This window comes from Telluria sp. LT2P80, from assembly GCF_059685955.1.
On sequence record NZ_JCASIO010000004.1, the window covers coordinates 316,986 to 343,978 of the forward strand.

Annotated in this window: 26 protein-coding genes; 11 read left to right on the forward strand and 15 right to left on the reverse strand. The window is 64.9% G+C overall.

What is annotated here, in order from left to right:
* Positions 1-48: 48 nt before the first annotated feature.
* Positions 49-930: an EamA family transporter RarD gene (gene rarD, locus AC56LW_RS13205; RefSeq protein ID WP_499500273.1), complete on the reverse strand. Its 882-nt coding sequence runs from the start codon at positions 928-930 to the stop codon at positions 49-51.
* Between the two features lie 167 nt (positions 931-1,097).
* On the opposite strand from rarD, the gene AC56LW_RS13210 reads away from it, so the two are divergent.
* The 3 genes from AC56LW_RS13210 (at position 1,098) to AC56LW_RS13220 (ending at position 3,952) form a co-directional block, all read left to right on the forward strand.
* On the forward strand, positions 1,098-2,975 hold the full coding sequence (locus tag AC56LW_RS13210; RefSeq protein ID WP_332531798.1) for a potassium transporter Kup: 1,878 nt from the start codon (positions 1,098-1,100) through the stop codon (positions 2,973-2,975).
* Positions 2,976-3,112: 137 nt separating this feature from the next.
* Positions 3,113-3,544, forward strand: a complete 432-nt coding sequence (locus AC56LW_RS13215) for an FKBP-type peptidyl-prolyl cis-trans isomerase (protein WP_332531799.1) — start codon at positions 3,113-3,115, stop codon at positions 3,542-3,544.
* Positions 3,545-3,748: 204 nt separating this feature from the next.
* The gene (locus tag AC56LW_RS13220; RefSeq protein WP_499634909.1) at positions 3,749-3,952 is read left to right on the forward strand and encodes a hypothetical protein; all 204 of its coding nucleotides are present in this window, start codon (positions 3,749-3,751) and stop codon (positions 3,950-3,952) included.
* 14 nt (positions 3,953-3,966) lie between these two features.
* On the opposite strand, the gene AC56LW_RS13225 is transcribed toward AC56LW_RS13220, so the two are convergent.
* The 9 genes from AC56LW_RS13225 to AC56LW_RS13265 all read right to left on the reverse strand — a co-directional run bounded on the left by AC56LW_RS13225 (position 3,967) and on the right by AC56LW_RS13265 (position 13,928).
* The gene (locus AC56LW_RS13225; protein ID WP_258836954.1) at positions 3,967-4,434 is read right to left on the reverse strand and encodes a GNAT family N-acetyltransferase; all 468 of its coding nucleotides are present in this window, start codon (positions 4,432-4,434) and stop codon (positions 3,967-3,969) included.
* Positions 4,435-4,474: 40 nt separating this feature from the next.
* On the reverse strand, positions 4,475-5,521 hold the full coding sequence (locus AC56LW_RS13230; protein ID WP_499634912.1) for a histone deacetylase family protein: 1,047 nt from the start codon (positions 5,519-5,521) through the stop codon (positions 4,475-4,477).
* 43 nt (positions 5,522-5,564) lie between these two features.
* On the reverse strand, positions 5,565-7,160 hold the full coding sequence (gene gshA, locus AC56LW_RS13235) for a glutamate--cysteine ligase (protein WP_499634914.1): 1,596 nt from the start codon (positions 7,158-7,160) through the stop codon (positions 5,565-5,567).
* A gap of 78 nt (positions 7,161-7,238) precedes the next feature.
* Positions 7,239-9,257: a DUF885 domain-containing protein gene (locus tag AC56LW_RS13240; RefSeq protein ID WP_499634917.1), complete on the reverse strand. Its 2,019-nt coding sequence runs from the start codon at positions 9,255-9,257 to the stop codon at positions 7,239-7,241.
* Between the two features lie 58 nt (positions 9,258-9,315).
* Positions 9,316-10,137 carry a peptide chain release factor N(5)-glutamine methyltransferase gene (gene prmC / locus AC56LW_RS13245; protein ID WP_499634920.1) on the reverse strand — a complete coding sequence of 274 codons (822 nt, stop codon included), beginning with the start codon at positions 10,135-10,137 and terminating at the stop codon, positions 9,316-9,318.
* The gene (locus AC56LW_RS13250) at positions 10,134-10,619 is read right to left on the reverse strand and encodes a disulfide bond formation protein B (protein ID WP_332531806.1); all 486 of its coding nucleotides are present in this window, start codon (positions 10,617-10,619) and stop codon (positions 10,134-10,136) included. Before AC56LW_RS13250 ends, prmC begins: the two co-directional genes overlap by 4 nt.
* 99 nt (positions 10,620-10,718) lie before the next feature.
* Positions 10,719-11,795 (reverse strand): peptide chain release factor 1, encoded by a 1,077-nt coding sequence (gene prfA, locus AC56LW_RS13255; protein ID WP_332531807.1) that lies wholly within the window; start codon positions 11,793-11,795, stop codon positions 10,719-10,721.
* Positions 11,796-11,893: 98 nt separating this feature from the next.
* A complete protein-coding gene (gene hemA, locus AC56LW_RS13260; RefSeq protein WP_332531808.1) occupies positions 11,894-13,168 on the reverse strand; it encodes a glutamyl-tRNA reductase in 1,275 nt (424 codons plus the stop codon).
* A 70-nt stretch (positions 13,169-13,238) separates the two neighbouring features.
* On the reverse strand, positions 13,239-13,928 hold the full coding sequence (locus AC56LW_RS13265) for a response regulator transcription factor (RefSeq protein ID WP_332531809.1): 690 nt from the start codon (positions 13,926-13,928) through the stop codon (positions 13,239-13,241).
* A gap of 230 nt (positions 13,929-14,158) precedes the next feature.
* Between AC56LW_RS13265 and AC56LW_RS13270 the strand changes: the two genes are divergently transcribed.
* Positions 14,159-14,722, forward strand: coding sequence for a hypothetical protein (locus AC56LW_RS13270; RefSeq protein WP_499634924.1), 564 nt, complete (start codon positions 14,159-14,161; stop codon positions 14,720-14,722).
* A 78-nt stretch (positions 14,723-14,800) separates the two neighbouring features.
* Here the strand turns inward: AC56LW_RS13270 and minE are convergent, their stop codons facing one another.
* Genes minE through minC form a run of 3 tightly spaced genes read right to left on the reverse strand, consistent with a single transcriptional unit; the run spans position 14,801 to position 16,725 of the window.
* On the reverse strand, positions 14,801-15,052 hold the full coding sequence (minE, locus tag AC56LW_RS13275; protein WP_183554769.1) for a cell division topological specificity factor MinE: 252 nt from the start codon (positions 15,050-15,052) through the stop codon (positions 14,801-14,803).
* Between the two features lies 1 nt (position 15,053).
* Complete coding sequence (minD, locus tag AC56LW_RS13280; protein WP_183554767.1) at positions 15,054-15,869, reverse strand: septum site-determining protein MinD; 816 nt, start codon at positions 15,867-15,869, stop codon at positions 15,054-15,056.
* A gap of 37 nt (positions 15,870-15,906) precedes the next feature.
* The gene (minC, locus tag AC56LW_RS13285; RefSeq protein WP_499634927.1) at positions 15,907-16,725 is read right to left on the reverse strand and encodes a septum site-determining protein MinC; all 819 of its coding nucleotides are present in this window, start codon (positions 16,723-16,725) and stop codon (positions 15,907-15,909) included.
* A 364-nt stretch (positions 16,726-17,089) separates the two neighbouring features.
* Here minC and AC56LW_RS13290 point away from each other — a divergent pair, with 364 nt between their 5' ends.
* The 7 genes from AC56LW_RS13290 to AC56LW_RS13320 all read left to right on the forward strand — a co-directional run bounded on the left by AC56LW_RS13290 (position 17,090) and on the right by AC56LW_RS13320 (position 24,246).
* A complete protein-coding gene (locus tag AC56LW_RS13290) occupies positions 17,090-18,268 on the forward strand; it encodes an acetyl-CoA C-acetyltransferase (RefSeq protein ID WP_499634930.1) in 1,179 nt (392 codons plus the stop codon).
* Between the two features lie 103 nt (positions 18,269-18,371).
* Positions 18,372-19,112, forward strand: coding sequence for an acetoacetyl-CoA reductase (gene phbB / locus AC56LW_RS13295; RefSeq protein WP_258836962.1), 741 nt, complete (start codon positions 18,372-18,374; stop codon positions 19,110-19,112).
* A 58-nt stretch (positions 19,113-19,170) separates the two neighbouring features.
* Positions 19,171-20,121, forward strand: coding sequence for a hypothetical protein (locus AC56LW_RS13300; RefSeq protein WP_499634933.1), 951 nt, complete (start codon positions 19,171-19,173; stop codon positions 20,119-20,121).
* 76 nt (positions 20,122-20,197) lie between these two features.
* Positions 20,198-21,154, forward strand: a complete 957-nt coding sequence (gene pip, locus AC56LW_RS13305) for a prolyl aminopeptidase (protein ID WP_499634935.1) — start codon at positions 20,198-20,200, stop codon at positions 21,152-21,154.
* 53 nt (positions 21,155-21,207) lie between these two features.
* Positions 21,208-21,669, forward strand: coding sequence for a DUF2721 domain-containing protein (locus tag AC56LW_RS13310; protein WP_183554758.1), 462 nt, complete (start codon positions 21,208-21,210; stop codon positions 21,667-21,669).
* A 25-nt stretch (positions 21,670-21,694) separates the two neighbouring features.
* Positions 21,695-22,150, forward strand: coding sequence for a hypothetical protein (locus AC56LW_RS13315; protein ID WP_499634937.1), 456 nt, complete (start codon positions 21,695-21,697; stop codon positions 22,148-22,150).
* A 56-nt stretch (positions 22,151-22,206) separates the two neighbouring features.
* Positions 22,207-24,246 carry an oxidoreductase gene (locus AC56LW_RS13320; RefSeq protein ID WP_499634940.1) on the forward strand — a complete coding sequence of 680 codons (2,040 nt, stop codon included), beginning with the start codon at positions 22,207-22,209 and terminating at the stop codon, positions 24,244-24,246.
* Positions 24,247-24,255: 9 nt separating this feature from the next.
* Here the strand turns inward: AC56LW_RS13320 and AC56LW_RS13325 are convergent, their stop codons facing one another.
* Entirely contained in the window at positions 24,256-25,377 is a 1,122-nt protein-coding gene (locus AC56LW_RS13325) for a beta-ketoacyl-ACP synthase III (RefSeq protein ID WP_332531817.1), read from the reverse strand.
* Positions 25,378-25,525: 148 nt separating this feature from the next.
* Positions 25,526-26,950 (reverse strand): S41 family peptidase, encoded by a 1,425-nt coding sequence (locus AC56LW_RS13330; protein WP_499634942.1) that lies wholly within the window; start codon positions 26,948-26,950, stop codon positions 25,526-25,528.
* Positions 26,951-26,993: the final 43 nt, after the last annotated feature.

Here is a 26,993-nt window from a genome sequence, read left to right on the forward strand (position 1 = left end):
ACGACAGAACCCGCAGCCAACACAGGATTTCTTGGCAAATCTGCCCTCTCAGGCCTTGGCGGCAGCAGGCTGCCGGCGCAGCAATCCTTCCCCGGCGAACAGCGCCAGCGCGCTCCAGATCAGCACGAAGCCGACGAGGCGATCGGCCGAGAACGCTTCTTTGAACAACCACACGCCGAGCAGAAATTGCAGCGTCGGCGACAGGTATTGCAACAGGCCCAGGATCGACAGCGGAATCTTGCGCGCACCCGTGGCAAACAGCAGCAGCGGGATCGCCGTGAGCGGGCCGGCCATGATCAACAGCCAGCGCGTGGTGTCCGACGCCGTATTGATGAACACGTTCTGGCCGTGCACCGTCAGCCAGATCACGTAGCCGGCCGCCAGTGGAAACAGCACGATGGTTTCGAACGACAATCCCTCGAGCGGTCCCAGCGCAGCCGTCTTGCGCAGCAAGCCATAGCCGCCGAACGACAGCGCCAGGAACAACGCGATCCACGGCACCGTGCCGGCTTGCCAGGTCAGCCAGGCCACGCCCAGCGCCGCCACGCCGATGGCAGCCCACTGCAGCGGACGCATGCGTTCCTTCAGGATCAGATAACCCAGCACGATATTGACCAGGGGATTGATGAAATAGCCGAGGCTGGCCTCGATCACATGGTGGTTCATCACCGACCAGATATACACGAGCCAATTGGCGCTGAGCAGTAGGGCGGACAGCACGAAACTGAAGAACACGCGCGGCTGGCGCACGACCTGCAGCCACTTCCAGTCGCGCCGCAGCAACAGCAGGATCAGGAGAAAAGCGAGTGACCACAGCATGCGGTGCGCCAGGATCTGCAGCGGCGGCACCTCGCCCAGGGCATGGAAATAAATGGGGAACAGGCCCCAGCAGAAGAAGGCCAGGGCCGCGTAAATAATGCCGGAACGCATGGAGAGGAGGGGCGAGGTTGCAGGGCCGACATTATCACTGAATACCTGGCACGCTGCTGGCGTGCCACCGGTTTTACACAGGTGTATGATGCACAACCGAATCTTCTTGCAATTCCAACCACTTCATTTTTTGGTGCGCCGCACCAATACTACAGCGATGGTGACTCTTGACCTCAGATAACAAGAAAAGCAGCCTGGCAGCCCTGACCCTGGCAGCTGTCGGGATCGTCTATGGCGACATTGGCACGAGCCCTCTGTACACGCTGCGCGCGGTGTTCGACGAAGACCACGGCCTGCCGCTCAATACGCCGAATATCCTCGGCATCATCTCGCTGATTTTCTGGGCCCTGACGCTGATTGTCTCGCTCAAGTACGTGATCCTGGTGCTGCGCGCGCACAACCGTGGCGAGGGCGGCATCATGGCCCTGATGGCGCTGGCCACCAGTTCGATACCGCGTACGTCCAAATGGAGCTTCCCGCTGCTGGCCATCGGCGTCATCGGCGCCACGATGTTCTATGGCGACAGCGTGATTACGCCAGCGATCTCGGTGCTGGGCGCCATCGAAGGGATCGAGGTCGCCGCGCCCGGCATGTCGCAATACGTCGTGCCGCTGGCGGTGGTGGTGCTGGTGGCCCTGTACAGCGTGCAGCGCCATGGCACAGCCGGCATCGGCCGCTTCTTCGGTCCCGTGATGGCGGTCTGGTTCCTGGTGCTGGCCGCAATGGGCATCGTCAATATCATCGAAGCACCGGTGATCCTGAATGCGCTCAATCCGTGGCATGCACTCAGCTTCATGCTGGAAAATAAAATGCTGGCATTTATCGCGCTGGGCGCGGTGGTGCTGGCCATCACTGGCGCCGAGGCGCTGTACGCCGACATGGGCCACTTCGGCGCCAAGCCGATCCGCTGGGCCTGGTTCCTGATCGCGTATCCGGCGCTGACCCTGAACTACCTGGGCCAGGGCGGCCTGTTGATCATGCAGCCGGCTGCAGTGGAAAACCCGTTCTATTACCAGCTCGGCGCGTGGAGCGTGATTCCACTGGTGATCCTGTCGACGATGGCCGCCGTGATCGCCTCGCAGGCAACGATCTCGGGCACCTATTCGATGACCAAGCAAGCCATTGCGCTGGGCCTGTTGCCGCGCATGCGCATCATGCACACATCCGAAAGCGAGATCGGCCAGATCTATATCCCGGCCGTCAACTGGCTGCAACTGGTGGTGGTGCTGATCGCCGTGATCGGCTTCGGCTCATCCGACGAGCTGGCCGGCGCCTACGGCATTGCGGTGACCGCCACGATGATGGCCACGACGATCCTGACGTTCTTCGTCACGCGCTACCGCTGGCACTTGCCGCTGTGGATGTGCTTGATGGCGACCGGCTTCTTCCTGACGATCGACATCATGCTGTTTGCCGCCACCACGACGAAGCTGTTCCACGGCGGCTGGTTCCCGCTGCTGATGGGCGCCGTGCTGCTGACCCTGATGCTGACCTGGAAACGGGGCCGCGAACTGGTGTTCTCGAACCTGCAAAAGCACGCGATTCCACTGGAAGCGTTCATGGAGTCGCTGTTCGTGGCGCCACCGACGCGCGTGCCCGGCACGGCCATCTTCCTGCGCGGCGAAAGCGATGGCGTGCCGCACGCGATGCTGCACAATCTGTCGCACAACAAGGTGCTGCACGAGCGCGTCGTTTTCCTCACCGTGCACATGCGCGAAGAGCCGTGGGTGCCGGCGGACGAACAGATCGTCATCAATGATCTGGGCCACAACTGCTACCAGCTCAATATCCATTACGGCTTCAAGGATGAGGCCGATATTCCGGACATCCTGCAGCGCAGCGCCGCACTGGGCCTGGAATTCGAAATGATGGAAACGTCGTTCTTCATCGCGCGCCAGACCGTGATCTCGGCGCCGGGCGGCGGCATGGCGCCATGGCGCGAGCACCTGTACGTGGCGATGTCGCGCAACGCCCGCAGCGCGGCCGACTACTATCAGATCCGGACCAACCGCGTGATCGAGCTGGGCACGCAGATCGAAATTTGATACGCGGAAATTTGCTTAACTACAATTTTTAGACAAAGTCGGGACAGTTTCATGTGGCTGATTCGATAAGGTACGAGGTTTCGTAATACCCGGTTCCTCGTACCTACTTCGTGTAATTTTTCAGTCAAGGATGTCCCATGATGAAGCTCCCCCTGATCGCCGCCTTTGCCGCCATGCTCGCCCTGAGCGCCTGTGGCGGTGGCAGCGATGATTCGCCCGCTCAGCCAGCCGTGAGCAGCCCTGCTGCCCTGACCAAGACCGACAACGTCGTTGGCACCGGCGCCGAAGCCGTGGCCGGCAAGCGCGCCACCGTTGCCTATACGCTGTGGTTGTACAGCGCGACCGCGAGCGACTTCAAGGGCACGCGCCAGGAAGCCAGCGAATTTGCGTTCACCGTGGGCAGCCGCGATACCATCACCGGCTTCGATCAGGGTGTGACGGGCATGAAGGTCGGCGGCAAGCGCACGCTCCTGATCCCGGCGGCACTGGCCTACGGCGCGGCCGGCCGCGGACCGATCCCGTCGAATGCGGGCCTGGTGTTTGAAGTGACCCTGAACAAGGTCGAGTAAGCCCATACGGGTGCTCGCCGCCATGGCCAGAGCTGCGTGCTCTGGCTTTTTTTTCGCCGCAACGTTGGTGGTTTGTCGACTGGCCAAGCCGCAGTCGTCGTGTGTGTGGCGTGCAGGCCAGAGGCGGTGCACATGGATGATCCGGCGCACAGGTCGGCGCTGACCCATCGGCGATGCTCGGGACTTTATTGCTGCGAGCCCGTCATGCCCCACTTTTTGCCGATCTTCGGTGCGGTATTGTTTTTTATCCTCGGCCCATCAAGGGCTGCGGCAACGACACCGGGCGTGGTCGATCCCGAGTGTGTCGTTGCCACCGCCAACCCGGTTGCGGAGCATGAACCACCCGCCTGGCTGCTGCTGGCCGGCGCGGTCATCCTGCTCGGCGCCGGCCGGGTGGCTGCATCCTGACACGTATAAAGCGCTTAACGCAGCATGTCGATATGCATGATGCCGTCTTCGTCGTACGGCGCCGACACCGTCTGAAAGCCGAAGCTCGCATAGAAGCGCTCCAGGTATTGCTGGGCGCCGATGCGGATGCGGTGGCCCGGGTGCAGCGCTTCGGCATGCGCGATGCCCTGGTCGAGCAGCGCGCGGCCGGCGCCGCTGCCACGCGCGGCCGGCGTGGTGATGACGCGGCCAATCGACATCTCGTCGTACTTCGCGCCCGGCGCCAGCACGCGCAGGTAGGCGGCCAGCTGGCGCTTGCCGTCCACGTCGCGCCAGCCGAGCAGGTGATGCGCCTCGAGGTCATAACCGTCGATATCCGGGTACAGGCACGTCTGCTCCAGAATGAAGACGTTCTGGCGCGCGGCCAGCACGTCATACAGGTCGAACGGGGTCAGGTCGGCGAAGCGGGAGAAGTGCCAGTCGATGGTGCTGGGGGAGGTCATGGGCAGATACAGGTGAATGAAAAAATGGGGCGGGAGCGCGCTATTCGGCCGCGGTCTCGAAGCCTTCGAGCACGTTGACGGTATGGATGCCCAGCTCCGGGCTGATGGCGCCGCCTTCGAAAATGAACACGGTCGGCAACCCCAGATGCGCGATGCGCTCGCCGATGCGCAGGAAGTCGCCGCCCTGCAGATAAAAGCGCGGGTCGTTGCCATGGGCGAAGGTGTTGACGCCCAGCGAGACCACGAGCGCCTGCGGACGTGTCATCGCGATCTTCACGCACGCCGTTTCGAGCGCCGCGAACCAGGTGGCGCTGCTGCTGCCCGGTGCGAGCGGCAGGTTCATCGTGTGGCCGATGCCTGCGCCGCTGCCGGTTTCGTCGGCGTGGCCCAGGTAGAACGGGTACGCGACGCGCGGATCGGCGTGGATCGAAATGAACAGCACGTCGCTGCGGCCATAGAAGATGCTCTGGGTGCCGTTGCCGTGGTGGTAATCGAGGTCGAGGATGGCGACGCGCTCGCGCCCGTCGTCCAGCAGATGCTGGGCTGCCAGCGCCGCGTTATTCAGAAAGCACGAACCGCCGAAGAAATCGCTGCCCGCGTGGTGACCGGGCGGGCGCGTCAGCGCAAAAGTGCCGCGCTCGCCGCGCTGCAAGGCGTGGGCGGCATTGACGGCGCAGTCGGCGCCCGTCTTGGCCGCGATCCAGGTGCCGGCGGTGAGCGGCGTGCTGCAATCCATCGAGTACAGGCCCAGGCGGGCGCAGAAGTTCTCGGGTTCGATGTCGCTGCGCAGCGTGCGCACCGGCCACACGGCCGGAAAGGCATCCTTGCCGGCGTTGGCCGGATCGAGTGCCAGCCACTCGCTCCAGGCCGTGCGCAGGAAGTGCAGGTAGCGCGGACTGTGCACGCGCTCGAGCGTCATCAGGGGCACGCCGTGCGGTGTGACGATGGCGCCCAGGCCGCGCCGCTCGCACTCTTTCAACACCATCGCCACGCGCTCGGGTTTTTCGGAACACGGCGCCAGCTCGCCGCGCCCAATTGCGGCGCGGCCCTCATGCTGGGCATGGTGTTCGTTATAAAACGTGAGCAAGTGGTCCTCGTGCGTTGGTGCAGGTGAGGCGGGCGCTGCAGCCTCAGTTATTGCCGCACAGTGTACTGCTGTTGTACGCCGCGACGAAGGCGTCGAAGTTGCCGGTATCGGTTTGCTCGATGATCATCTGGTCGGCGATCGAGACGGCAGCCATTTCGTCGAACAGCATTTCTTCGGCCGGCATCAAGGGGCTGTCGCGGAACGATGCTGCGTGCAGCGTGCTTTGCTGCAGGCCGAATGCCGCGGCCGAGCCGAGCGCGCGGATTTCTTCCAGCACGCGTGCCGATGGCGTCTGCGCCGGATCCTCGATCTTGGCTTTCTGACGGCCAAGTGAGGCGGTGTGCACGTCGCCCTCGTTGTGCCCGTCGTCCAGCAATGCCGCCACGGGCCGGATGCGCTCGATCAGCTCGAGCGCCCAGGTCGCCAGCGGCACTTCCAGGCCGTCGCGCGTGAGCGTCAGGCCGGGCCGGCGGCCTTCCTTGACCGTGCGCGCGAAATTGCGGGCGTGCATGGCGCTGTCATGGTCGCTGATCAAAGGGCTTTCTTCGAGGGCGCAGAACAGCAGGAACGCGTCCAGGAAGCGGCCCGTCTCGAGCGAGATACCGACCGGCTCGTATGGATCGACGTCCATGCAGCGCACCTCGATGTACTGCACGCCGCGGTTGCACAGCGCCTGCACCGGACGCTCGCCGGTGCGGATCACGCGCTTGGGGCGAATCGTCGAGTAGTACTCGTTCTCGATCTGCAGCACGTTGGTCGACAGCTGGATCCACTCGCCGTCTTTCTTGGTGCCCAGCTCCTGGTACGGCGGATACGGGCGATTGACCGCGTCCATCAGGCTGGTAACGTAGCTTTCCAGGCTGTTCTCGTGCGGGCGCAGGCCCGACTGCGCATCGTTCTGGTAACCGAGGTCGCTCATGCGCAGGCTGGTCGCGTACGGCAGGTACAGCGTGTCATCGGACAGCGTCTCGAGTGCGTGCGGACGGCCGCGCAGGAAGCTCGTGGTCAAGGCCGGCGTGGCGCCGAACAGGTACATCAGCAGCCACGAATAGCGGCGGAAGTTGCGCACCATCGCGATATAGCTTTCGGACTGGAAATCGCGCAGCGCGTGACGGCGTTCTTCGACGATGCCTTCGTCCTGGGCGAACACTTGCCACAGCTTTTCCGGCAGCGAGTAATTGTAGTGAATTCCCGCGATGCACTGCATCGCCTTGCCATAGCGCAGCGCCAGGCCGCGCCGGTACACGTGCTTGAGCTGGCCGATATTCGAGGTGCCGTAGTAGGCGATCTCGATGTCTTCTTCGGGCGGCAATTCGCCCGGCATCGACATACCCCACAGCATTTCGTCGCCCAGCTTGGTGTAAGCATGGCGGTGGATCGCATCGAGGCGGTGCAGCGCCAGCGAGATATCGTGCTCGACCGGGGTGATGAACTCCATCAGCGCCTCGGCGTAGTCGGTGGTGATGCTGGGGTGCGTCAGTGCCGAACCGAGGGCAGGGGGATGCGGGGTGCGCGCGAGCTGGCCGGCAGCATCCACGCGCAGCGTTTCGCGCTCGATGCCGCGCAGGCCCTGGCCCAGCAAGGCGCGGTGTTCGTCGTCGCCCAGCAGGGCCAGACGGCGGTTGAATTGGTTCGACACGGTGTTTCCTTTCTTATACTGCCTGTTTCGGTTGGTGCAGAGATTAACCGAAAATCGGACTCCACGTTCGGGCGCTCATCATTCGCGCCAGGGCGGTGCCCGGTACGACGGCGCAGCGGGCGGCGGGGCGGGTCTGGCAGGCGGTACGAAATCGGGCGCCGGGCCGGGTTCAAGACCGGGCGGGACTTCGCCGTCGAACGTGAAGTCGAATTCGAACACCGGTTCAGGCACCGGGACAACCGATTCGAATTCGGCATTGAACGTGTCGTCCCGCGGCGCTTCCAGCATCGGCGCCGAGACCGGCGTGTCCGGGGCCGCGATCCAGCGGTCGACCTGACGTTCCAGTTCTTTCAAAGGCAGCGCGCCGTTGCCCAGCACCGCATCATGGAAACGCCGCGCATCGAACCTGGCGCCCAGGGCCGCGCGCGCCTTGTTGCGCAGCGCGAGGATGCGCAGCTGGCCGATCTTGTAGCTCAGTGCCTGCGCCGGGCGGGCGATGTAGCGATCGACCTCGGCCTCGTTGTCCGCCGGCGGATTGGCTGTATTCGCGGTCAGGTAATCGATCGCCTGCTGGCGCGACCAGCCAAGCGTGTGGATGCCAGTGTCGACCACCAGCCGCGCAGCGCGGAACATCTCTTCGTTCAGGTGCCCGAACAGCGAGAACGGGTCCTTGAACAGCCCGAGCTCCGGCCCCAGGCCTTCGGCGTAGGTCGCCCAGCCTTCGCCGAACGCGTCGTACCAGCCATGACGGCGAAACGCCGGCAGCGCCAGTTCCTGCGCGCGTGCCACCTGCAGATGGTGGCCGGGCACCGCTTCGTGCAGCGCGATGGTGTCGACCTGCCACATCGGCCGCGCGTCCAGCCGCACATTGTCGACCACCAGCGCGGCGCTGCGCTGCGCGCTGCCAGCCTCGTAGTACGCAGCCGGCTGGCCGCTGCTGTTGGCGCCCATCGGTTTGACGACGATGCCGGCCGCCGGCACGCTGCTGACCACGCGGCCCAGACGCGCCTGGGCCAGCGCCAGCGTGCGCCGGTAGCGGTCGAGCAGGGCGTTAGGATCCGTGAAATACAGGCGCCGGTCGCTCCGCGCGAACACGATGAATTCCGCAAAACCACCGCGAAAACCGGTACGCGGAATCACGGCCTCGATCGCGGCGCGCAGGCGCGCGACTTCCTGCAAGCCCAGCGCATGCACCTGGGCCGGCGTGAGCGCCGTACTGGTGCTGGTGCGCACCAGCTGGGCGTACCAGTCGGCGCCGCCGGCTTGCTGGCTCGCGCCGATCGTTGCGCGCGCGCCCGGCAGATAGTCCTGGCGCAGGAACGTTTCGAGCGTGCGCAGGCTGGGCGCGACGGTATTGGCCAGCGCGGCCGCGCCGGCAGCGCGCAATGCCTCACGCGTTTCGGGCGCGATCGATGCAGGGATGCGCTTGAACGGCGCGCCCAGCGGGCCGTCCTGCAGGCCTTCGCGCAGCACGCGCAAGGCGTCCGGCACCGGCGCCAGCGCCGCCTTCGGCGTGGTCCAGCCGGCCTGGCGGCCGGCGCGCAGCTGCTCGATCAGGCCATCGACGTGGGCCGGCAGCGCCTGCAGGCGCGCCAGATACGTTTGGTAATCGGCGTCGGTCATGAACGGCATCTGCGCCACCAGGCGCGGCAGTTGCACGTGCAGGCCGTCGTAGGCGGTCAGCGGTTGCGGATCGAACGGCGTCAGGGCAGCGCCCGCCAGCACGCGCTGCTTGTCGGCGCTGAACAGGTCGAGCGACAGCTGGTCTTGAAGCGAAAGTGTACTGCGGTCGATCGCGCGCGCCGCGGCCAGCATGGCGCGCTCGTGTTCGATCGCCTGCGCGCGCGCGGCCAGCGAGGTGTCGGTCAGATAAGCGTTGTAGCGCTGCTCGCCCAGGGCCGTGGCGCGTTCGGGCGCACGGCGCAGTTGCCATTGCCAGTCGCGCTCGAACAGCTGGGCCGCCTGCGCAGCCGGTGTTTCGGTCGCGCTGGCCGGCTGCACGGCGACGGGAATAACGACAGGTGGAACGGCGGGCGTGGCCGCAGCGACGCAGGCAGGCGGCACGAGCAAAGCAAGTGAGGCAAACAGGATGCGCATGCGGGCTCCGTTGACGGGACTGGTCATTTTAACAAGTCCATCTACGGGCCGGCGCGCCTTACGCGCCGCGCCGGCCACCGCTGACGCGTTCGATGCCGGCCAGGTCGCGCCAGCTTTGCACGTCGCCGTAACCGCGCGCCGTCAGCAATGCGCGCACGGCGCCGGCCTGGTCGTAGCCATGTTCGAGCAGCAGCCAGCCGCCGGCGTCCAGATGCGTACCGGCGCCATCGACGATCTGGCGCAGGTCGGACAGGCCGTCGGCGTGGTCGGTCAGCGCATCCACCGGCTCGAAGCGCAGATCGCCTTCGCTGAGGTGCACGTCGCCGGCCACGATGTACGGGGGATTCGAGGCAATTAAATCGAAACGCGCGTCGCCCAGTCCGGCAAACCAGTCGCTGCGCACGAAGTGCACGCGCGCGCCATTGGCAGCGGCGTTCATGCGCGCAATGGCGAGGGCGTCGTCGCTGACGTCGAGGGCGGTGACGGCCAGGTCGGGCCGGGTGTGGGCAGCCGCGACCGCAATGGCGCCGCTGCCGGTGCCCATGTCGAGCAGGCGTGCCTGCGGCGCCAGGCGCTCGAGCGCGAGTTCGACCAGCAGTTCGGTATCGGGCCGCGGAATCAGCACGGCCGGCGTGACCTTGAATGGCAGCCCGAAGAATTCGCGTTCGCCGACAATGTAGGCGATCGGCTCGCCAGCCAGGCGCCGTGCGACGAGGCCATTGAGCAGCGTGGCTTCGTCGGTGCTCAGGACACGCTCGGATTGCGTGATCAGCGCCACGCGCGGCAGGTGCAATGCATGGCACAGGAGGATGCGGTTTTCCAGCGCATCGAGCGGCAGCGCCAGGCGCGCCTGGGCCAGGGTGACGCCGGCCTGGATCATGCGTTGGTGCGGCGCAGCTGGCGCATCAGCACCCAGCCCAGCAGCACCGTGAGGATCACGAACCAGACGGCCGACCATTGCGGAATGGCCAGGCCCAGCACCTTGTCGGTCGCGCCTTCGCACAGCCCATCGGCGCGGAACAGCCACGGCAGGTATTCGGCGGTCGGGATCTTGTTGAGCATGGTTTCCATCGGATCGATGCCGCACGAGAAACCGGGGTTGGCGATCACGTACAGGTGCTTGCCGACCGTGATCAGGCCGCCGACGGCAGCCACCAGCCCGACCACGACGCTCCCGCTGATCTTGCCGCTGAAGGCGCCGACCAGGGCGGCCAGGCCGATACCGAGGAAGAAATACCGCTGGATCACGCACAGCGGGCAAGGCCGCATTTCCAGGCTGTGTTGCAGATAGAGGGCAAAGCCGACCAGTGCAAAACTGATGAAGGAGATGATGAACAGGGCCTGGCGGTTGGTAGGTTGCATGATCGGTGGTTTTGTTGGCATGGGCACGGTAGCGGCCATTTTCTCACAAACCTTATGGCCGGCCGCCAGCCATTTTCAATCAGGCAACTTAACGGGCCTTTAATCGCCCAGCGCCGCCAGTTGCTCGGCCTGGTGCTCCGAGGCCAGCGCATTGGTCAGATCGCTCAGGTCGCCATCCATGATGAAGTCGAGCTTGTACAGCGTCAGGTTGATGCGGTGGTCGGTCAGCCGGCCCTGCGGGAAGTTATAGGTGCGGATGCGTTCGCTGCGGTCGCCCGAACCGATCAGGCTCTTGCGCGTGGCCGCTTCCTTCGACTGCTGTTCGCGCAACTGGGCATCCTTCAGGCGCGCAGCCAGCACCTTCATCGCCTGCGCCTTGTTCTTGTGCTGGCTGCGGTCGTCCTGGCATTCGACCACCAGACCGGTCGGCAGGTGGGTGATGCGCACGGCCGAATCGGTCTTGTTGATGTGCTGCCCGCCCGCGCCCGAGGCACGGTAGGTGTCGATGCGCAGGTCGGCCGGGTTGATGTCGATGTCTTCGACTTCATCGGCCTCGGGCATCACCGCGACCGTGCAGGCCGACGTGTGGATGCGGCCCTGCGTCTCGGTGGCCGGCACGCGCTGCACGCGGTGGCCACCCGACTCGAATTTCAGCTTCGAATAGGCGCCGTTGCCGACAATGCGCACGATCACCTCGCGGTAGCCGCCCAGGTCCGACGTCGACTCGGACACCATCTCGACCTGCCAGCGATTGCGCTCGGCAAAGCGCGTGTACATGCGCAGCAGGTCGCCCGCGAACAGCGCCGATTCGTCGCCGCCCGTGCCCGCGCGGATCTCCAGGAAGATATTGCGCTCGTCGTTGGCGTCCTTCGGCAGCAGCATCTTTTGCAGGTCCTGCTCCAGTGCGGTCATGCGCACCTTGGCCGCTTCGATTTCTTCCTGCGCGAACTCCTTCATTTCCGGGTCCTGCAGCAGTTCCTGCGCTTCGGCGGTATTGGCCAGCGCGCTTTCGTACTGGCGGTACACGGCCACCAGCGGCGAGAGCTCGGCGTGCTCGCGCGTCATCTTGCGGTAGTTGTCCATATCGGCGGTGACGCCTTCGGTCATCAACAGTTCGTCCAGCTCGACCAGGCGGTTGGCAAGTTGGTCCAGCTTGGAGAGCATGGAAGGTTTCATGGGCGGTATCAGGGAAAAAGAAATCGGGCAGGCCGGGGGGTGCAGCCAGGATGCGCCAGGCATGGCGCGGGCGGGCAGGCCGCCAGAGAACAGGTGCGCTAACGGCGACTGCGAAACAGCTGCGGCAGCAGGCTGGCCAGGCGCGCGCGTTCGTCGCCCTGGGCATGGTGCAGCGCCTGTTGCGGGCCATGCAGAAACTTGGCGGTCAGGCCACGGGACAAGGCTTCGAGCACGGCATCGGCATCGTCGCCGCGCGCCAGCATGCGCCGTGCGCGTTCGAGTTCGGCCAGGCGCAGCACCTCGCTCGACTCGTGCAGGTCGCGGATCACCGGCACCACGGCGCGGTCGCCCACCCAGTGCATGAACGATTCGACGCGCGTTTCGATGATGGCTTCGGCCTGGCGCACGGCCGCCTGGCGGCTTTCCATGCCGGTCTGCACCACCTGGGCCAGGTCGTCGACCGTGTACAGGAACACATCGTCCAGGCGCGCGACTTCGGGTTCGATATCGCGCGGCACGGCCAGGTCGACCATGAACATCGGGCGATGGCGGCGCGCCTTGACGGCCCGTTCGACCATGCCCAGACCGATCAGCGGCAGCGTCGAGGCAGTGCACGAGATCACGATGTCGAACTGGTGCAGGCAGTCGGGCAGCTCGGCCAGGCCGACCGCGCGGCCGTTGTAGCGGCTGGCGAGCAGCGCGCCGCGCTCCATGCTGCGGTTGGCGATGGTGACCGATTTCGGGTTCTGCGCCGAGAAGTGCGCCGCGCACAGTTCGATCATTTCACCGGCGCCGATGAACAGCACGTGCTGGTCGGCGATGCGGTCGAAGATGCGGTGCGCCAGGCGCACGGCAGCCGCGGCCATCGACACGCTGTGCGCGCCGATCTCGGTACTCGAACGCACTTCCTTGGCCACGGCGAAGGTGCGCTGGAACATCTGGTGCAGATAGGTGCCCAGGCCGCCGGCCTCGTCGGCGGTGCGCACGGCGTCCTTCATCTGGCCCAGGATCTGCGGTTCGCCCAGCACCATCGAATCGAGACCCGAGGCAACGCGAAACGCATGGCGTACAGCGTCGTCCTGCGGCAACAGGTACAGGTGGGGGCGCAGCTCGGCGTAGTTCAGCGCGTGGTAATGGGCCAGAAATTGCGCCGATGCGTCGAGGGGGTCCGGCAGGCTGGTGGCCGCATACAGCTCGCTGCGGTTGCAGGTCGACAGGATCGCCGCTTCCTCGTTGCCCGTAGAACCATTGCGCGCGAACCAGCCGCGCGCTGACTGCACCGCCGTGCCGATCTGGTCGGGCGCGAGCGCCAGCTGCTCGCGCAGCGAGACCGGTGCGGTCGTGTGGTTCAGGCCAACGGCGAGAAGTTGCATTCTGGGGAGGGTAGAGGGTGAATGACTGCGGTCATTATACCCTCATGGGGGCAGGGCTTCAGAAGCCGGGTCAGGCGCCTAGTTTTTCCAGGCGGTAACCATAGCTGTAGACGGGCACCAGCCGAAAACCATTCTCGGGACGCAGGTGCAGTTTATTGCGTACCCGCGACACATGCGTGTCCATCGTGCGCGACGGCACGTCATTGTCGCGGACCCAGACCGACTCGTGGATATAGGCACGGGACAGCGGCCGGCCAATATTACGGAAGAACAGCAGGGCCAGCGAAAATTCCTTTTGCGTCACGTCGATGACGGAACCATCCTTGAGCAGGCGGCCCGGACGGGTTTCGAAGGTGTACGGGCCGAACTGCAGCTGCTCGGCGCTGTTTTGCGACGGGTAGGCACGGCGCAGCAGGGCCGACACACGCGAGACCAGTTCGCCGCGGCGCAGCGGCTTGATCAGGTAATCGTCGGCGCCGGCGTTGACGCCGGCGATGATGTCGTCTTCTGCGTTATTGCCGACCAGGAACATCGTCGGCGCCTGCGACGCCAGCTTTTCCTTGGCGCGGCGCAGCACTTCGGCGCCATCCATATCCGGAACGTTCCAGTCCATCACGAGCATGTCGGCACTATCTTTGCGCAGTTGCGCAAGCAGGTCGCGGGCGCTGTCAAACGATTGGCAGTTGTGGCCGGCAGCACTGAGGACCTGGCAAATCAGGTCGGCTTGCGGGCGGTCTTGCTCCAGAACAGCGATCTTCATGATAGGACAAGTGTGAAAGTTTGCACTGTAGGAAGACTCCTACAAAGTTAAAAATGAATATATCAGACTTTTACAAAATAGTGCTAAAGGTAAATACTGTTTTTTCGCTTATCGTTGCGACTGTTGTGTTAAAGGGACCACGTACGGCGTCATGTCATAGGGGTACACTGGATTTCAAATGAAATCTGAATAACGAAAAGGGTGAGATTATGTTGTTTCGACGCAAAGATGTGACTGTTCCTGAAGACCGCGTGCCCGTCAGTGGCCCGCAAGTCGAGGCCACGCGCCTGCGCTGCCTGGCGTTGGTCAAGAAGCGCGCCGCGATGTCGGCAGCGGTGGCGGCGGTGCCCATTCCCGGACTGGATCTTTTGGCCGATATTACCGGTTTTGCGTCCCTGGTCGATGAAGTCAACGCCGAGTTCGGCCTGACGCAGAAACAGATCGAGCGCCTCAATCCGCGTCTGCGCATCATTGCCTATAAGGCAGCGGCGTCGGTCGGTGGCATGCTGGTGGGTAAACTGGTCACGCGTGGCGTGGTACTGCGCCTGTTCCAGCGCGTGGCGGGCCGGGTGGCCGTCAAGTCGAGCGCGAAGATGGTGCCGATCGCCGGCCAGATCGCGTCGGCCGCCATCGGCTACACGCTGTTCAAGCGGATGGGCACGCAGCACGTGGAAGCGTGCGTGGCCGTGGCGCGCGAACTGGAAAATGCCGGGATCGACCACAACGTGGCCGAGGATGACGATGCCGTGGGCGCGACCAGCGGCACGGCGAAGGCGCCGCTGCTGGTGATGTAACGCTGGCTGGGCGGGTAAAACAACCGCCCAAAACAAAGCCCGCGCGAAGCGGGCTTTGTCGGTCACGGGTGCGCACGTTCAATTATCCGGCAGCACCACGTTCACATCCAGAACTTCCAGGTTGCCCTGGCGGTCGAGCGACACCTTGATGTCGTCCGGATTGACCTTGACGTACTTCGAGATCACCGCGATCAGCTCCTGGTGCAGGGCGGGCAGGAAGTCCGGCCCGGCACGGTTGGTGCGTTCGCGCGCGATGATGATCTGCAGGCGTTCCTTGGCAGCTGTCGCGCTCTTCTTTTTTTCGGGGAAGAGAAAGGATAGCAGTGCCATCTCACTTGGCTCCGAAGATACGCTGGAACAGTCCCGGCTTTTCGTAGCTGGTAAAGCGCAGCGGGCGTTCTTCGCCCAGGAAGCGCGCGACCACGTCTTCATAGGCTTCGGCCACGTCGGTTCCCTTGAAGTGAATCGCTGGGTTGCCCTGGTTCGATGCGTGCAGCACCGATTCGGATTCCGGGATGATGCCGATCAGCGGAATGCGTAGGATTTCCTGGACGTCCTGGTACGACAGCATTTCGTCGGCGTCGACGCGCTTTGGCGAATAGCGGGTGATGAGCAGGTGTTCCTTGACCGGCTCCGAGCCGCTCTGGGCACGGCGCGATTTGGCCTGCAGGATGCCCAGGATGCGGTCCGAGTCGCGCACCGACGAGACTTCGGGGTTCGTCACGACAATGGCTTCGTCGGCGAAGGTCAGCGCCATCAGCGCGCCGTGCTCGATGCCGGCCGGCGAATCGCAGATGATGAATTCGAATTCCATCTTGACGAGGTCGTTGATCACGCGCTCGACGCCTTCTTCGGACAGTGCGTCCTTGTCGCGCGTCTGCGAGGCCGGCAGGATGAACAGGTTGTCGCAGTGCTTGTCCTTGATCAGCGCCTGGTTCAGGGTCGCTTCGCCATTGACGACGTTGATCAGGTCATACACCACGCGGCGTTCGCAACCCATGATCAGGTCGAGGTTGCGCAGGCCGACGTCGAAGTCGATGACGGCGGTCTTGTGGCCACGCATGGCCAGCCCGGAGGCGAAGCTAGCGCTCGAGGTCGTCTTGCCAACACCGCCCTTGCCGGACGTCACAACAATAATTCGTGCCACAAATAAGTCCTTTTCAGTATCTGTTCAATTCGAACGGTCAGGCGCGCGACGGCGTCGCGAGCGACTGGATATCGATCCGGTCGCCGACAAGCCGGATCTGCGTCGGCTGACGCGCCAGGTCGGTCGGGAAGCCTTCGTCGAACGTGCGGTAGACGCCGGCGATCGAAACCAGCTCGGGCTGCATCGACAGTGCGAAGATCCGCGCATCGGCATTGCCCGAGGCGCCGGCCAGCGCGCGGCCATTGAGCGGCGCGTAGACATGGATGCTGCCATCGGCGATCAGTTCGGCGCCATTGTTGACGACCGCAGTCACGATCAGGTCGGTGCCGCGCGCATAGATGCGCTGGCCGGCGCGCACCGGAGTGTCGATCACCATCGGCGCCAGGGCGGGCGCGCCCGGCTGGCTGGCGGCCAGGGCCGGGGCCGGTTCTGGGGCGGGCGCAGGTGCGGCTAGCGCCGGGGCCGGCTCGGGTGCAGGCGTGGCTGCTGCATGCACGACGAGCGGCGGCGGCGTGGCGTGGCCGCCGGCGTGCACGCCGCCCGAGCCATCGTCCAGCGCCAGGCCCTGGGCCCGGATTGCATCGATCATCAACGGACTGGCGCCGCGTACGGCAACAGCGTTGAGGCGATATTTCTTGAGCAGCGCCACGATGGCGGCCCAGTCGATCGTCCAGGCGCTCGAGGTGAAGGCGCTCACGTCGATCACCGCAAACTCATCCTCGAAAAAGTCCGACACGCCGCCCGTCATCGAGGCCAGTGCGGAATCGATCGCCTCGAGGTCTGCCGAGTGCAGGATCGTCGAAATGGCGACGACCGTGGAAATCTTGATCTCGATGGGAAGCGTGGTCTTGGGCATAAAACAGAGTGGTTGGCATTGCGCTTGTGCATTCTACTGTGAAAATTGTAGAAAAGGACAGAAGCGCACGCATCATTCCTAGTGGCAATTGAACATGCATCGAGTTGGAAATTAAGTTCTGTTCTACATCAAGCTCAGGCGCTTGCAACCTTGTTTTTGATGAATAAACTGCTAAGATTGCCAGTGCTTAAAGATCAGCATGGATTCCTCGACCCTCGATCACCGCTGCTATTTTTTATGGCAGTCCGGGCGGTCGGGGCTTCACTATTCCCATGCGCATGGGCACCGCACCCGACAAAGCTGCGCCCCGTCCCAGGGAAGTCCTGAATAATGCCGGCCCCAGGCCGGTTGAACGGAGAATGAAATGGAAGACGTCGTCATCGTGGCCGCTGGCCGCACCGCAGTTGGTAAATTCGGCGGTACGCTCGCCAAAATCCCCGCCGCCGAACTCGGCGCACAAGTCATCAAGCACCTGCTGGACAAGACCGGCATCGATCCTGCCTCTGTCAGCGAAGTCATCATGGGGCAGGTGCTTACCGCCGGTGTCGGGCAAAATCCGGCGCGCCAGGCTCTCATCAAGGCCGGCCTGCCCGAAATGGTTCCCGGCTACACCATCAACAAGGTCTGCGGCAGCGGCCTCAAGGCCACCCACCTGGCCACGCAGGCGATCCGCTGCGGCGATGCCGACATCGTCATCGCTGGCGGCCAAGAGAACATGAGCGCCTCGCCGCACGTGCTGTCCGGTTCGCGCGACGGTTTCCGCATGGGCGACGCCAAGCTGGTCGACACCATGATCAATGATGGCCTGTGGGATTCGTTCAACGGGTACCACATGGGCGTGACGGCGGAAAACGTCGCGCGCAAGTACGAGATTTCGCGCGCCGAGCAGGATGAATTCGCACTGCAGTCGCAGCTCAAGGCCGAGGCGGCCCAGAAAGAAGGCCGCTTCAAGGACGAAATCATCCCGATCGAGATCGTCTCCAAAAAAGGCACCACGGTCTTCGACACCGACGAGTATCCAAAGCAGGGCAGCACCATCGAAGCGCTGGCCAGCCTGCGACCCGCCTTCAATAAAGAAGGCAGCGTCACCGCCGGCAATGCATCGGGCCTGAACGACGGCGCCGCCGCCGTGATCATGATGAGCGCATCGAAAGCACGCGAGCTGGGCCTGACCCCGCTGGCGCGCATCAAGGCTTACTCGTCGTCCGGGCTGGACCCGGCGATCATGGGCATGGGCCCGGTGTCGGCCTCGAAGCTGTGCCTGAAAAAAGCCGGCTGGACCCACGAAGACCTCGACCTCATGGAAATCAACGAAGCCTTCGCTGCCCAGGCCGTTGCCGTGAACAAGGAAATGGGCTGGGACACGTCCAAGATCAACGTCAACGGCGGCGCCATCGCGCTGGGCCACCCGATCGGCGCCTCCGGCGCGCGCGTCCTGGTCACGTTGCTGCACGAAATGATCCGCCGTGACGCCAAGAAGGGTCTCGCCAGTCTGTGCATCGGCGGCGGCATGGGTGTGGCGCTGGCGATCGAACGCGACTGACGCTTTCAGCATCCAACGCGGTGACGTGCGGGGGCGGCCAGGACGGGCGCCGGCGCCGTCGCCGGTTTCGACGTAGCAACCAACAATAAAACTGGAGAAGACAATGGCTAGAGTAGCGTTAGTAACCGGCGGCATGGGCGGCCTGGGCGAAGCGGTGTGCATCAAGCTGGCCGCGCTGGGGTACCAGGTCGTCACCACTTTTTCGCCGGGCAATACGAAGGTCGAGGGCTGGCTTGGCGCCATGCGCGAGCAGGGCTTCGATTTCAAGGCCTATGCCTGCGACGTTTCCGACTACGATGCGGCCCAGGAATGCGTGCGCCAGGTGATCGCCGACGTCGGCCCGGTCGACGTGCTGGTCAATAACGCCGGCATCACGCGCGACATGACGTTCAAGAAAATGGACAAGGTCAACTGGGACGCCGTGATCAAGACCAACCTCGACTCCGTCTTCAACATGACCAAGCCGGTCTGCGATGGCATGGTCGAACGGGGCTGGGGCCGGATCATCAATATCTCGTCGGTCAACGGCCAGAAGGGCGCGTTCGGCCAGACCAACTACTCGGCGGCCAAGGCCGGCATGCACGGCTTCACCAAGGCGCTGGCGCTGGAAGTGGCGCGCAAGGGCGTGACCGTCAACACCATTTCGCCAGGCTATATCGGCACCAAGATGGTGATGGACATCCCGAGCGAAGTGCTGGAAACCAAGATCATCCCGCAAATTCCGATGGGCCGCCTGGGCAAGCCCGAAGAAGTCGCCGGTCTGGTTGCGTATCTGTCGTCGGATGAAGCAGCGTTCGTCACGGGCGCGAATATCGCGATCAATGGCGGGCAGCACATGTCTTGATGGCGCTGAATAGCATCCTGAAGCCGTGGCGACACGGCTTTTTTCTTTTGGGGATTACGTGACGCACGCATTGTCATCGCCGCGGGTGATTGCGCACTGCGACTGGAGCATCCACCCCGGCAAGCGCTGGATGGCGGTGGCGCTGCGCGATGCCGACAGCGTTGGCTGGCAGATCGGCTTGCCCGAGCCGGTCGGTGCGACCGCCACGTTTCTCGATAAGCTGGCGACGCGCTCGGCGGCCTTGGGGCCGGTGCTGGTGGGCGTCGATTTTCCCATTGGCGTGCCGGCAGCGTATGGCGCGGCGACCGGGCTGGCGAATTTTGCCGAACTGCTGGCCAGCGTCGGCAGCGGCGCCTGGGAGCGCTGGTTCGATGTCTGCGATGACCGCGCCGACATCGGCATCCACCGGCCGTTCTATCCGGTCCGGCCCGGTGGCCGCCGGCGTGAGCACTTGCTGACGGGTCTGGGCCACGCAGATGCCGCCGACCTGCTGCGCGCCTGTGAGCGCAAGGCCGACCAGCGACCCGCCGCGTGCAGCCTGTTCTGGACACTGGGCGGCAATCAGGTCGGCAAGGCGGCGCTGGCCGGCTGGCGCGAAGTGCTGCAACCGCAGGGCGCGCGCATCGCGCTGTGGCCGTTCGACGGCGCGCTGCACGACCTGCTCGGTGGTGAGCGCACGATCGTGGCCGAGACCTACCCGGGCGATACTTACCACCGGCTCGGCATCGGCCGCCGGCCTGTGTGGAGCAAGCGCAGCCAGGCGGGGCGCGCATCCGTTGCGCCGCCATTGCTCGACTGGCTGGCGCAGCGCGGGCACGCACAGGCGCCGGGCCTCGCGGATGCGATCCGCGACGGCTTCGGTACCCGTGCCAGCGGCGAAGACCAGTTCGATGCGCTGGTCGGCCTGTGCGGCATGCTCGACGTGGTCGACGGCCACCGCGCCGAAGGCCTGCCGCTTGACGCGCAGGTGGGGCGCTGGGAAGGCTGGGTGCTTGGCCAGGCGGCGTGACCGTGCCGTCTGCTTCTGCATCGCATGCCCGTACGTTACAATCGATTTTCCCATTCACTGACCGTCAAAGCCCCCAATGCCAGCTACGCCGCCGTCGCTGTTCCCGCCGCTCCAGCCGCTTCGCAGCGGGATGCTGGCGGTCGACGAACTGCACACGATCTACTGGGAAGAAGTCGGTAACCCGGATGGCATTCCCGTGCTGTTCCTGCACGGCGGCCCCGGCGCCGGGCTGTCGCCGCAGCACCGCCGCTTTTTCGATCCCGCGGCCTACCGCGTGATCCTGTTCGATCAGCGCGGCGCCGGCAAATCCACGCCGCTGGGCGAGTGGCGCAACAACACGACGCAGCTGCTGATCGACGACATCGAGCGCCTGCGCGTGCTGTTCGGCATCAAGACCTGGCTGGTGTTCGGCGGTTCGTGGGGCTCGACGCTGGCGCTGGCCTACGGGCAGGCGCATCCGGAGCGCTGCCTGGGCTTCGTGCTGCGCGGGATCTTCCTGTGCACGCGCGCCGAAGTCGACTGGTTCATCAACGACATGCGCTGGTTCTATCCCGAGCTGTACGACGAATTCGTCGCGCCGATCCCGCTGGCAGAACGCGATGATTTACTGGGCGCCTACGCGCGCCGCCTGCTGTGCCACGATCCCGATGTGTTCTGGCCGGCCGCGCGCGCCTGGAGCCGCTTCGAAGGCCGCCGCGTCTTTCTGCTGCCGCAGCCCGAAGAAGCCGCCAGCGACACGCTTGACCTGGGCGTGGGCCGGCTCGAGGCGCACTACATGGTCAACGGCGCGTTTCTGGACGAAGATCAGCTGGTGCGCGACGTCGGGCGCATTGCGCATCTGCCGGCCGTGATCGTGCAGGGCCGCTACGACGTGATCTGCCCGCCGCTGTCGGCCTGGCGCCTGCACCGGGCCTGGCCGGGTTCGACCTTGCAGATGATTCCCGACGCCGGCCATGGCGCACTCGAAACCGGCATCGCGCGCGCACTGGTCACGGCCACCGAACAGTTCAAGCACCACCGGCGCTTTGAATGAGCGGCGGCTGTTAAACTACGCCAGACACACAACATCAAGACCAACGCGTTCTCATGAATATCCAGATCAGCGATATCGGCCACGTCATCCAGCTGGCCATCGCACCCGTATTTTTGCTCACCGGCGTGGCCACCAAGCTGACCGTGCTGACCAACCGGCTGGCCCGCATCATCGACCGCACGCGCGTGCTCGAAGACCGGCTCAAGGTCAGCCCCAACACCGAATTTTCCAGCGAGCTCGAACTGCTGTATCAGCGTTCGCACCTGATCAACTTCGCGATTGCTTCCAGCACCGCTTGCGGCCTGCTGGTGTGTGTGGTCATCGCGATGCTGTTCGCGGGCGACACCACCGGCATCCCGCTCGACCAGTACATCGCCGCGAGCTTCGTGCTGGCGATGCTGGCCCTGATCAGCAGCTTCGTCTATTTTTTGCGCGAGATTTTCATCTCGTCGCGTTTCATGCGCATGCAGCACCAGCAAATCATGATGCAGCAACCGCCGGCACCGCTGCCGTGAGGCGGGTGCGGCCAGAAAGAATCCCATGCACGACTACCAACGCCCCCCGACCCTGCACCGCTACGCACTGCGCACCGAACTTGAAAATTCGCTGCGCCTTGGCCAGTTCCGCCTCGAGCCCAGCGGCGGCTTTCTGAACCTGTCGTTTTCCACCGCCTGGGACAAGGCGCTGTTCGACATCATCACGCCAAGTGACGCGTGCCTCGTGATCCACAATAGCGAAGAATTCGGCGAACGCCTGCATCGCGCCGTGCAGCGCATGCTGCCCAACTGGGCCGGCATCGACGGCGCCATCGAATACGGCAGCCGTTCGCCGCTGGGCGCGGCGTTCACCAAGAGCGTGGGCCAGGCGCGCGAAAAGGAATGGCAGTTCGCATGGCGCTCGATGTCGCCAGGCGCGAGCCTGAACCCGATCGTCGTCAAGATCGGCAGCATCGAGAGCTTCGCCGAGCTGCGCGACCGCGACAGCCACCTCGCGTAAGCCACGCCAGCCGTGTTTAGACGCACGGCTCGACAAAATCGCGGTGTAATGCCGCGATGACTATCTCTTCTGCCTACGCGCACCTGCTTGCGCCGCTCGACCTGGGTTTTACCACGCTGAAGAACCGCGTGATCATGGGCTCGATGCACACCGGGCTCGAAGACCGCTTCTACAACTACGGCAAGCTTGCCGCGTTCTACCGCGAACGCGCGCGTGGCGGCGTCGGCCTGATCGTCACTGGCGGCATATCGCCCAACCGCCAGGGCTGGTTGCTGCCATTCGGCGGCACGCTCAATTTTCTTGGCGACGTGCCGAACCACCGGCGCGTCACGCGCGCCGTGCACGAAGAGGGCGGCAAGATCGTGCTGCAGATCCTGCACGCGGGGCGCTACGGCTACCAGCCGTTCGTCGTGTCGGCGTCGAACCTGAAGTCGCTGATCTCGCGCTTCAAGCCCAAGGCGCTTTCCGAATCCGGCATCGAGTCGACGATTGCCGCCTACGTGCGCTGCGCGCGGCTGGCGCAAAAGGCCGGCTACGACGGCGTGGAAATCATGGGCAGCGAAGGCTATCTGCTCAACCAGTTCCTGTGCGCGCGCGCCAACCGCCGCACGGACGGGTGGGGCGGACCGATCGAACACCGCATGCGCCTGGCCATCGAGATCGTGCGCCGCGTCCGCACCGCGGTCGGGCCGGACTTCATTTTGATGTACCGCCACTCCGTACTCGACCTGGTCGACGGCGGCAACACGTGGGACGAGGTGGTGCTCGTGGCCAAAGCCCTGGAGGCTGCAGGCGTGACGATCCTGAATACCGGCTACGGCTGGCACGAGGCGCGCATCCCGACCATCGTCACGTCGGTGCCGCGTGCCGCGTTCGCGCAGGTGGCAAGTCGCTTGCGCGCCGCCGTCAGCATCCCGGTGGTGGCCTCGAACCGCATCAATATGCCGCACGAGGCCGAAGCCCTGCTGGCGCGCGGCGACGCCGACCTGGTGTCGATGGCGCGGCCGTTCTTGGCCGATCCCGAGTTCGTGAACAAGGCGGCGGGCGGCCGCGCGGACGAGATCAATACCTGCATCGCCTGCAACCAGGCCTGCCTGGACCACACCTTCTCGAACAAGCGCGCCACGTGCCTCGTCAATCCGCGCGCCTGCTACGAGACCGAACTGGTGATCCGTCCAGCCGCGCAGCCGCGCCACATCGCCGTGGTAGGCGCCGGTCCCGCCGGTTTGTCGGCGGCGACGGTGGCCGCTGAACGGGGGCACCGTGTGACGCTGTTCGATGGACTGGACCGCATCGGCGGCCAGTTCAACGTCGCGATGCGCGTGCCGGGCAAGGAAGAATTCGCCGAGACGATCCGCTATTTCGGGCGCCGTCTCGCTTTGCTCGGCGTCGACGTGCGCCTGAATACGGTCGTCACGCGCGAGGCCTTGCTGGCCGAAGGCTTTGACGAGGTCGTCGTCGCCACCGGCATCCGCACCCGCAAGCCGGCCATCCCCGGCATCGACCATCCGATGGTGCTCAGTTACCTGGACGTGCTGCGCGATGGCCGCCCGGTCGGCGCACGCGTGGCGATCATCGGCGCCGGCGGCATCGGGTTCGACATGGGGGAATTCCTCGTGCACGACCCGCAGGTGCCGCTGCCGATGACGCCCGCGCACTGGATGGGCGAGTGGGGCGTCGATCCGCTGGTGGCCACGGCCGGTGGTTTGACGGCACCCGTGGCGCCGCATTCGCCGCGTCAGGTCTGGCTGTTGCAGCGCAAGAGCACGCGCCCGGGCGCGGGGCTGGGCAAGACGTCGGGCTGGGTGCACCGCGCAACGCTGGTGCGCAACGGTGTGACGATGCTGGCGGGTGTGCAATACGACCGCATCGATGACGCTGGCCTGCACATCACCGTCGGTGGGCAGGCGCGCGTGCTGGCGGTGGACAACGTGGTGGTCTGCGCAGGGCAGGAGAGCCTGGCCGAGCTGATGCCGGCCGAGGCAGCCGGCAGCAGCGGGCCCGGTTTCCACAAGATCGGCGGCGCCGCGCTGGCGGCGGAGCTCGATGCCAAGCGCGCGATCCGCGAAGGGTTCGTGCTGGCCGCGCGCCTGTAAGGCTGGCGCTTACAGCTTGCGCACGACCACGCAGCCGATCGAATAGCCGGCGCCAAACGAGCAGATCACGCCATTGGTTCCGGCCGCCAGATCGTCCTGGTACTTGTGGAACGCAATGATCGAACCGGCCGACGACGTGTTGGCGTAGCTGTCCAGGATCACCGGTGCTTCGCCCGGTTCGGCGTCGCGGCCCAGCAGCATGCGCACGATCAGCAGGTTCATGTTCAGGTTCGCCTGGTGCAGCCAGTAGCGCGCGACGTCGTCGGTGCCCAGGCCGGCCGCGCTCAGGGTGTCCTTGATCGTCTCGGCCGCCATCGGGCAGACTTCCTTGAACACCTTGCGGCCCTGCTGGCGGAACAGTTTGTCCGGCAGGCCGACGCCGGCTTCGTCGAAGCGGTTCATGAAGCCGAAGTTGTTGCGGATATTGTTCGAGAAGCTGGTCTTGAGGCGGCTGTCGAGGATTTCCCACTGGTGCGCGCCGGTGGCCGTGGCTTGCGCCTCGATGATGATCGCGGTGCAGGCGTCGCCAAAAATAAAATGGCTGTCGCGGTCACGGAAATTCAGGTGGCCGCTGGTGATTTCGGGGTTCAGCACCAGCACCGCGCGGGCGCGCCCGCCGCGTACCGCATCCACGGCAGTGGCGATGCCGAACGTGGCCGACGAACATGCCACGTTCATGTCGAAGCCGAAACCGTCGATGCCGAGTGCTTCCTGGACTTCGACGGCCATTGCCGGGTAGGCGCGCTGCATATTGCTGCAGGCGACCAGCACCATGTCGATGTCGTGTGCCTGTTTGCCGGCGCGCTCCAGCGCTTCGCGCGCAGCAGCCACGCACATCTCGGCCTGCAGCGAAATCTGGTCGTCCGGGCGGTCGGCGATGCGCGCCGTCATGTGGGCCGGGTCGAGAATGCCGCTCTTTTCCATCACGTAGCGCGACTGGATGCCGGACGCTTTTTCGATGAAGCCGCTGCTCGACGGCTCGAGCGCCGTCACCTCGCCGGCGGCGATGGCAGTCGCGTGTTCGGCGTTGTGCAGGTCGACGTAGGCGTTGAAGGCGGTCACCAGCTCGTCGTTCGAGATGGAATGCGGTGGGGTAAACAGGCCGGTGCCGCTGATGACGACAGGTATCATGTTCGGGAAACTTTCAAGGAAAATAAGGCCGCTTGGCCGCAAGATGCGCCGATTCTACACGCTCGGCGCGAGCGTGGGAATCGGGTAGAAACCCGGGTAGAAACCCGGGTAGAAACCCGGGCAGAAAGCCAGCTGCGCTGCGCTGGCGTCAGCGCCCCTGGCGCGCCAGCGTCGTGCCCTTGGTGCGGCCAGACAGCACCACCGGCTGGCCCTTCAGGTGGCGCAGTGCCTGGGCCAGCTGGAAGTCGTCGGCGCTGCCGTAATCGAGCGGTTTACGCTGGCGCGCTGCGTTCAGGAGGCGCATCTGCTCTTCGATGTCGTCGTCGCGCGTGGCGACTTCGGCCCCGCCGCCATTGGACAGGTGGTGCTGCAGGTCGGCTTCGCGCATGCGCAGGGCGTTCAGGCCATCGCCGTCAGAATATTCATCGACCGGGACATCGGGCAGGATGCCGCGCGCCTGGATCGAGCGCCCGGCCGGCGTGTAATAGCGTGCCGTGGTCAGCTTGACGGCGGCATTGCCGCCGATCGGGCGGATCGTCTGCACCGAGCCTTTGCCGAAGGTCTGGCTACCGAGGATGGCCGCGCGCTTGTAATCCTGCAGTGCGCCGGCGACGATTTCGGAGGCCGAGGCTGAACCGGTATTGACCAGCACGACCATCGGCAGCTTCTTGAATGCCGGTGGCAGGCTCGCCAGCGGGTCGGCGCCGCTGCGCAGCATGTAGAACTCGGGCCGGCCATAGAAACGCTGGCGCGAGTCAGCCAGCTGGCCGTTGGTCGAGACGATTTCAGCGTTGTTTGGCAAGAACGCAGCGGCCACGCCGATCGCGCCCTGCAGCAGGCCGCCGGGATCGTTGCGCAGGTCGAGCACCAGGCCTTTCAGGTCGGGGTCTTCGCGGTACAGCGCCTGCAGCTTGGCGGCCATGTCGTCCACGGTCGGCTCCTGGAACTGCGCCACGCGCAGCCAGGCGTAACCCGGTTCGACCATCCTGGCCTTGACACTTTTCTGGACGATCTCGCGCCGCTCGACGGTGACGGTGAGCGGCGCCGGCGCCGACTTGCGCACGATGGTCAGCGTCACGCGCGTGCCCGGTTCGCCGCGCATGCGCTTGATGGCGTCGTCGATCGGCGTGCCCTGCACAGGGTGACCGTCGATGCGCGTGATCAGGTCGCCCTCCTTGATGCCGGCATGGTAGGCCGGTGAATCTTCCATCGGGCTGATGATCTCGATGTAGCCGTCTTCGCTGACGCTGATCTCGATGCCCAGGCCCACGAAGCGGCCTTCGGTGCCTTCGCGCAGTTCGCGAAATGCGCGCGCGTCGAGGTAGGCCGAGTGCGGATCGAGCGACGCCACCATGCCGGTGATTGCCTGCGACAGCAGGGCCTTGTCCTGAACCGGCTCGACGTAGCTGGTCTTGATGATGCCGACGACGTCGGCCAGTTCGCGCAACTCGGCCACCGGCATGCTCGATTCGAGCGACGGTTTGAAGGAGAGGGCGGAAAACTGCATCGTCAGGCCAACGCCGGCAACGATGCCCAGGCCGATCAGGCAGCCATTCTTGAAGGTGGAACCCATGTGATCCATTGTGGCAGCGCGCGCCGATCGTGGAACCCGCGGC

Bases quoted from the DNA above. Each gene is read 5' to 3' on its own strand.
- prmC (WP_499634920.1), bottom strand. From the start codon at position 10,137: ATGATCCAGGCCGGCGTCACCCTGGCCCAGGCGCGCCTGGCGCTGCCG.
- phbB (WP_258836962.1), top strand. From the start codon at position 18,372: ATGGCTAGAGTAGCGTTAGTAACCGGCGGCATGGGCGGCCTGGGCGAA.
- AC56LW_RS13315 (WP_499634937.1), top strand. From the start codon at position 21,695: ATGCACGACTACCAACGCCCCCCGACCCTGCACCGCTACGCACTGCGC.
- AC56LW_RS13215 (WP_332531799.1), top strand. From the start codon at position 3,113: ATGATGAAGCTCCCCCTGATCGCCGCCTTTGCCGCCATGCTCGCCCTG.
- AC56LW_RS13290 (WP_499634930.1), top strand. From the start codon at position 17,090: ATGGAAGACGTCGTCATCGTGGCCGCTGGCCGCACCGCAGTTGGTAAA.
- rarD (WP_499500273.1), bottom strand. From the start codon at position 930: ATGCGTTCCGGCATTATTTACGCGGCCCTGGCCTTCTTCTGCTGGGGC.
- AC56LW_RS13310 (WP_183554758.1), top strand. From the start codon at position 21,208: ATGAATATCCAGATCAGCGATATCGGCCACGTCATCCAGCTGGCCATC.
- hemA (WP_332531808.1), bottom strand. From the start codon at position 13,168: ATGCAACTTCTCGCCGTTGGCCTGAACCACACGACCGCACCGGTCTCG.
- AC56LW_RS13220 (WP_499634909.1), top strand. From the start codon at position 3,749: ATGCCCCACTTTTTGCCGATCTTCGGTGCGGTATTGTTTTTTATCCTC.
- minE (WP_183554769.1), bottom strand. From the start codon at position 15,052: ATGGCACTGCTATCCTTTCTCTTCCCCGAAAAAAAGAAGAGCGCGACA.
- prfA (WP_332531807.1), bottom strand. From the start codon at position 11,795: ATGAAACCTTCCATGCTCTCCAAGCTGGACCAACTTGCCAACCGCCTG.
- AC56LW_RS13320 (WP_499634940.1), top strand. From the start codon at position 22,207: ATGACTATCTCTTCTGCCTACGCGCACCTGCTTGCGCCGCTCGACCTG.
- AC56LW_RS13330 (WP_499634942.1), bottom strand. From the start codon at position 26,950: ATGGGTTCCACCTTCAAGAATGGCTGCCTGATCGGCCTGGGCATCGTT.
- AC56LW_RS13265 (WP_332531809.1), bottom strand. From the start codon at position 13,928: ATGAAGATCGCTGTTCTGGAGCAAGACCGCCCGCAAGCCGACCTGATT.
- AC56LW_RS13325 (WP_332531817.1), bottom strand. From the start codon at position 25,377: ATGATACCTGTCGTCATCAGCGGCACCGGCCTGTTTACCCCACCGCAT.
- AC56LW_RS13225 (WP_258836954.1), bottom strand. From the start codon at position 4,434: ATGACCTCCCCCAGCACCATCGACTGGCACTTCTCCCGCTTCGCCGAC.
- AC56LW_RS13240 (WP_499634917.1), bottom strand. From the start codon at position 9,257: ATGCGCATCCTGTTTGCCTCACTTGCTTTGCTCGTGCCGCCTGCCTGC.
- minC (WP_499634927.1), bottom strand. From the start codon at position 16,725: ATGCCCAAGACCACGCTTCCCATCGAGATCAAGATTTCCACGGTCGTC.
- pip (WP_499634935.1), top strand. From the start codon at position 20,198: ATGCCAGCTACGCCGCCGTCGCTGTTCCCGCCGCTCCAGCCGCTTCGC.
- AC56LW_RS13250 (WP_332531806.1), bottom strand. From the start codon at position 10,619: ATGCAACCTACCAACCGCCAGGCCCTGTTCATCATCTCCTTCATCAGT.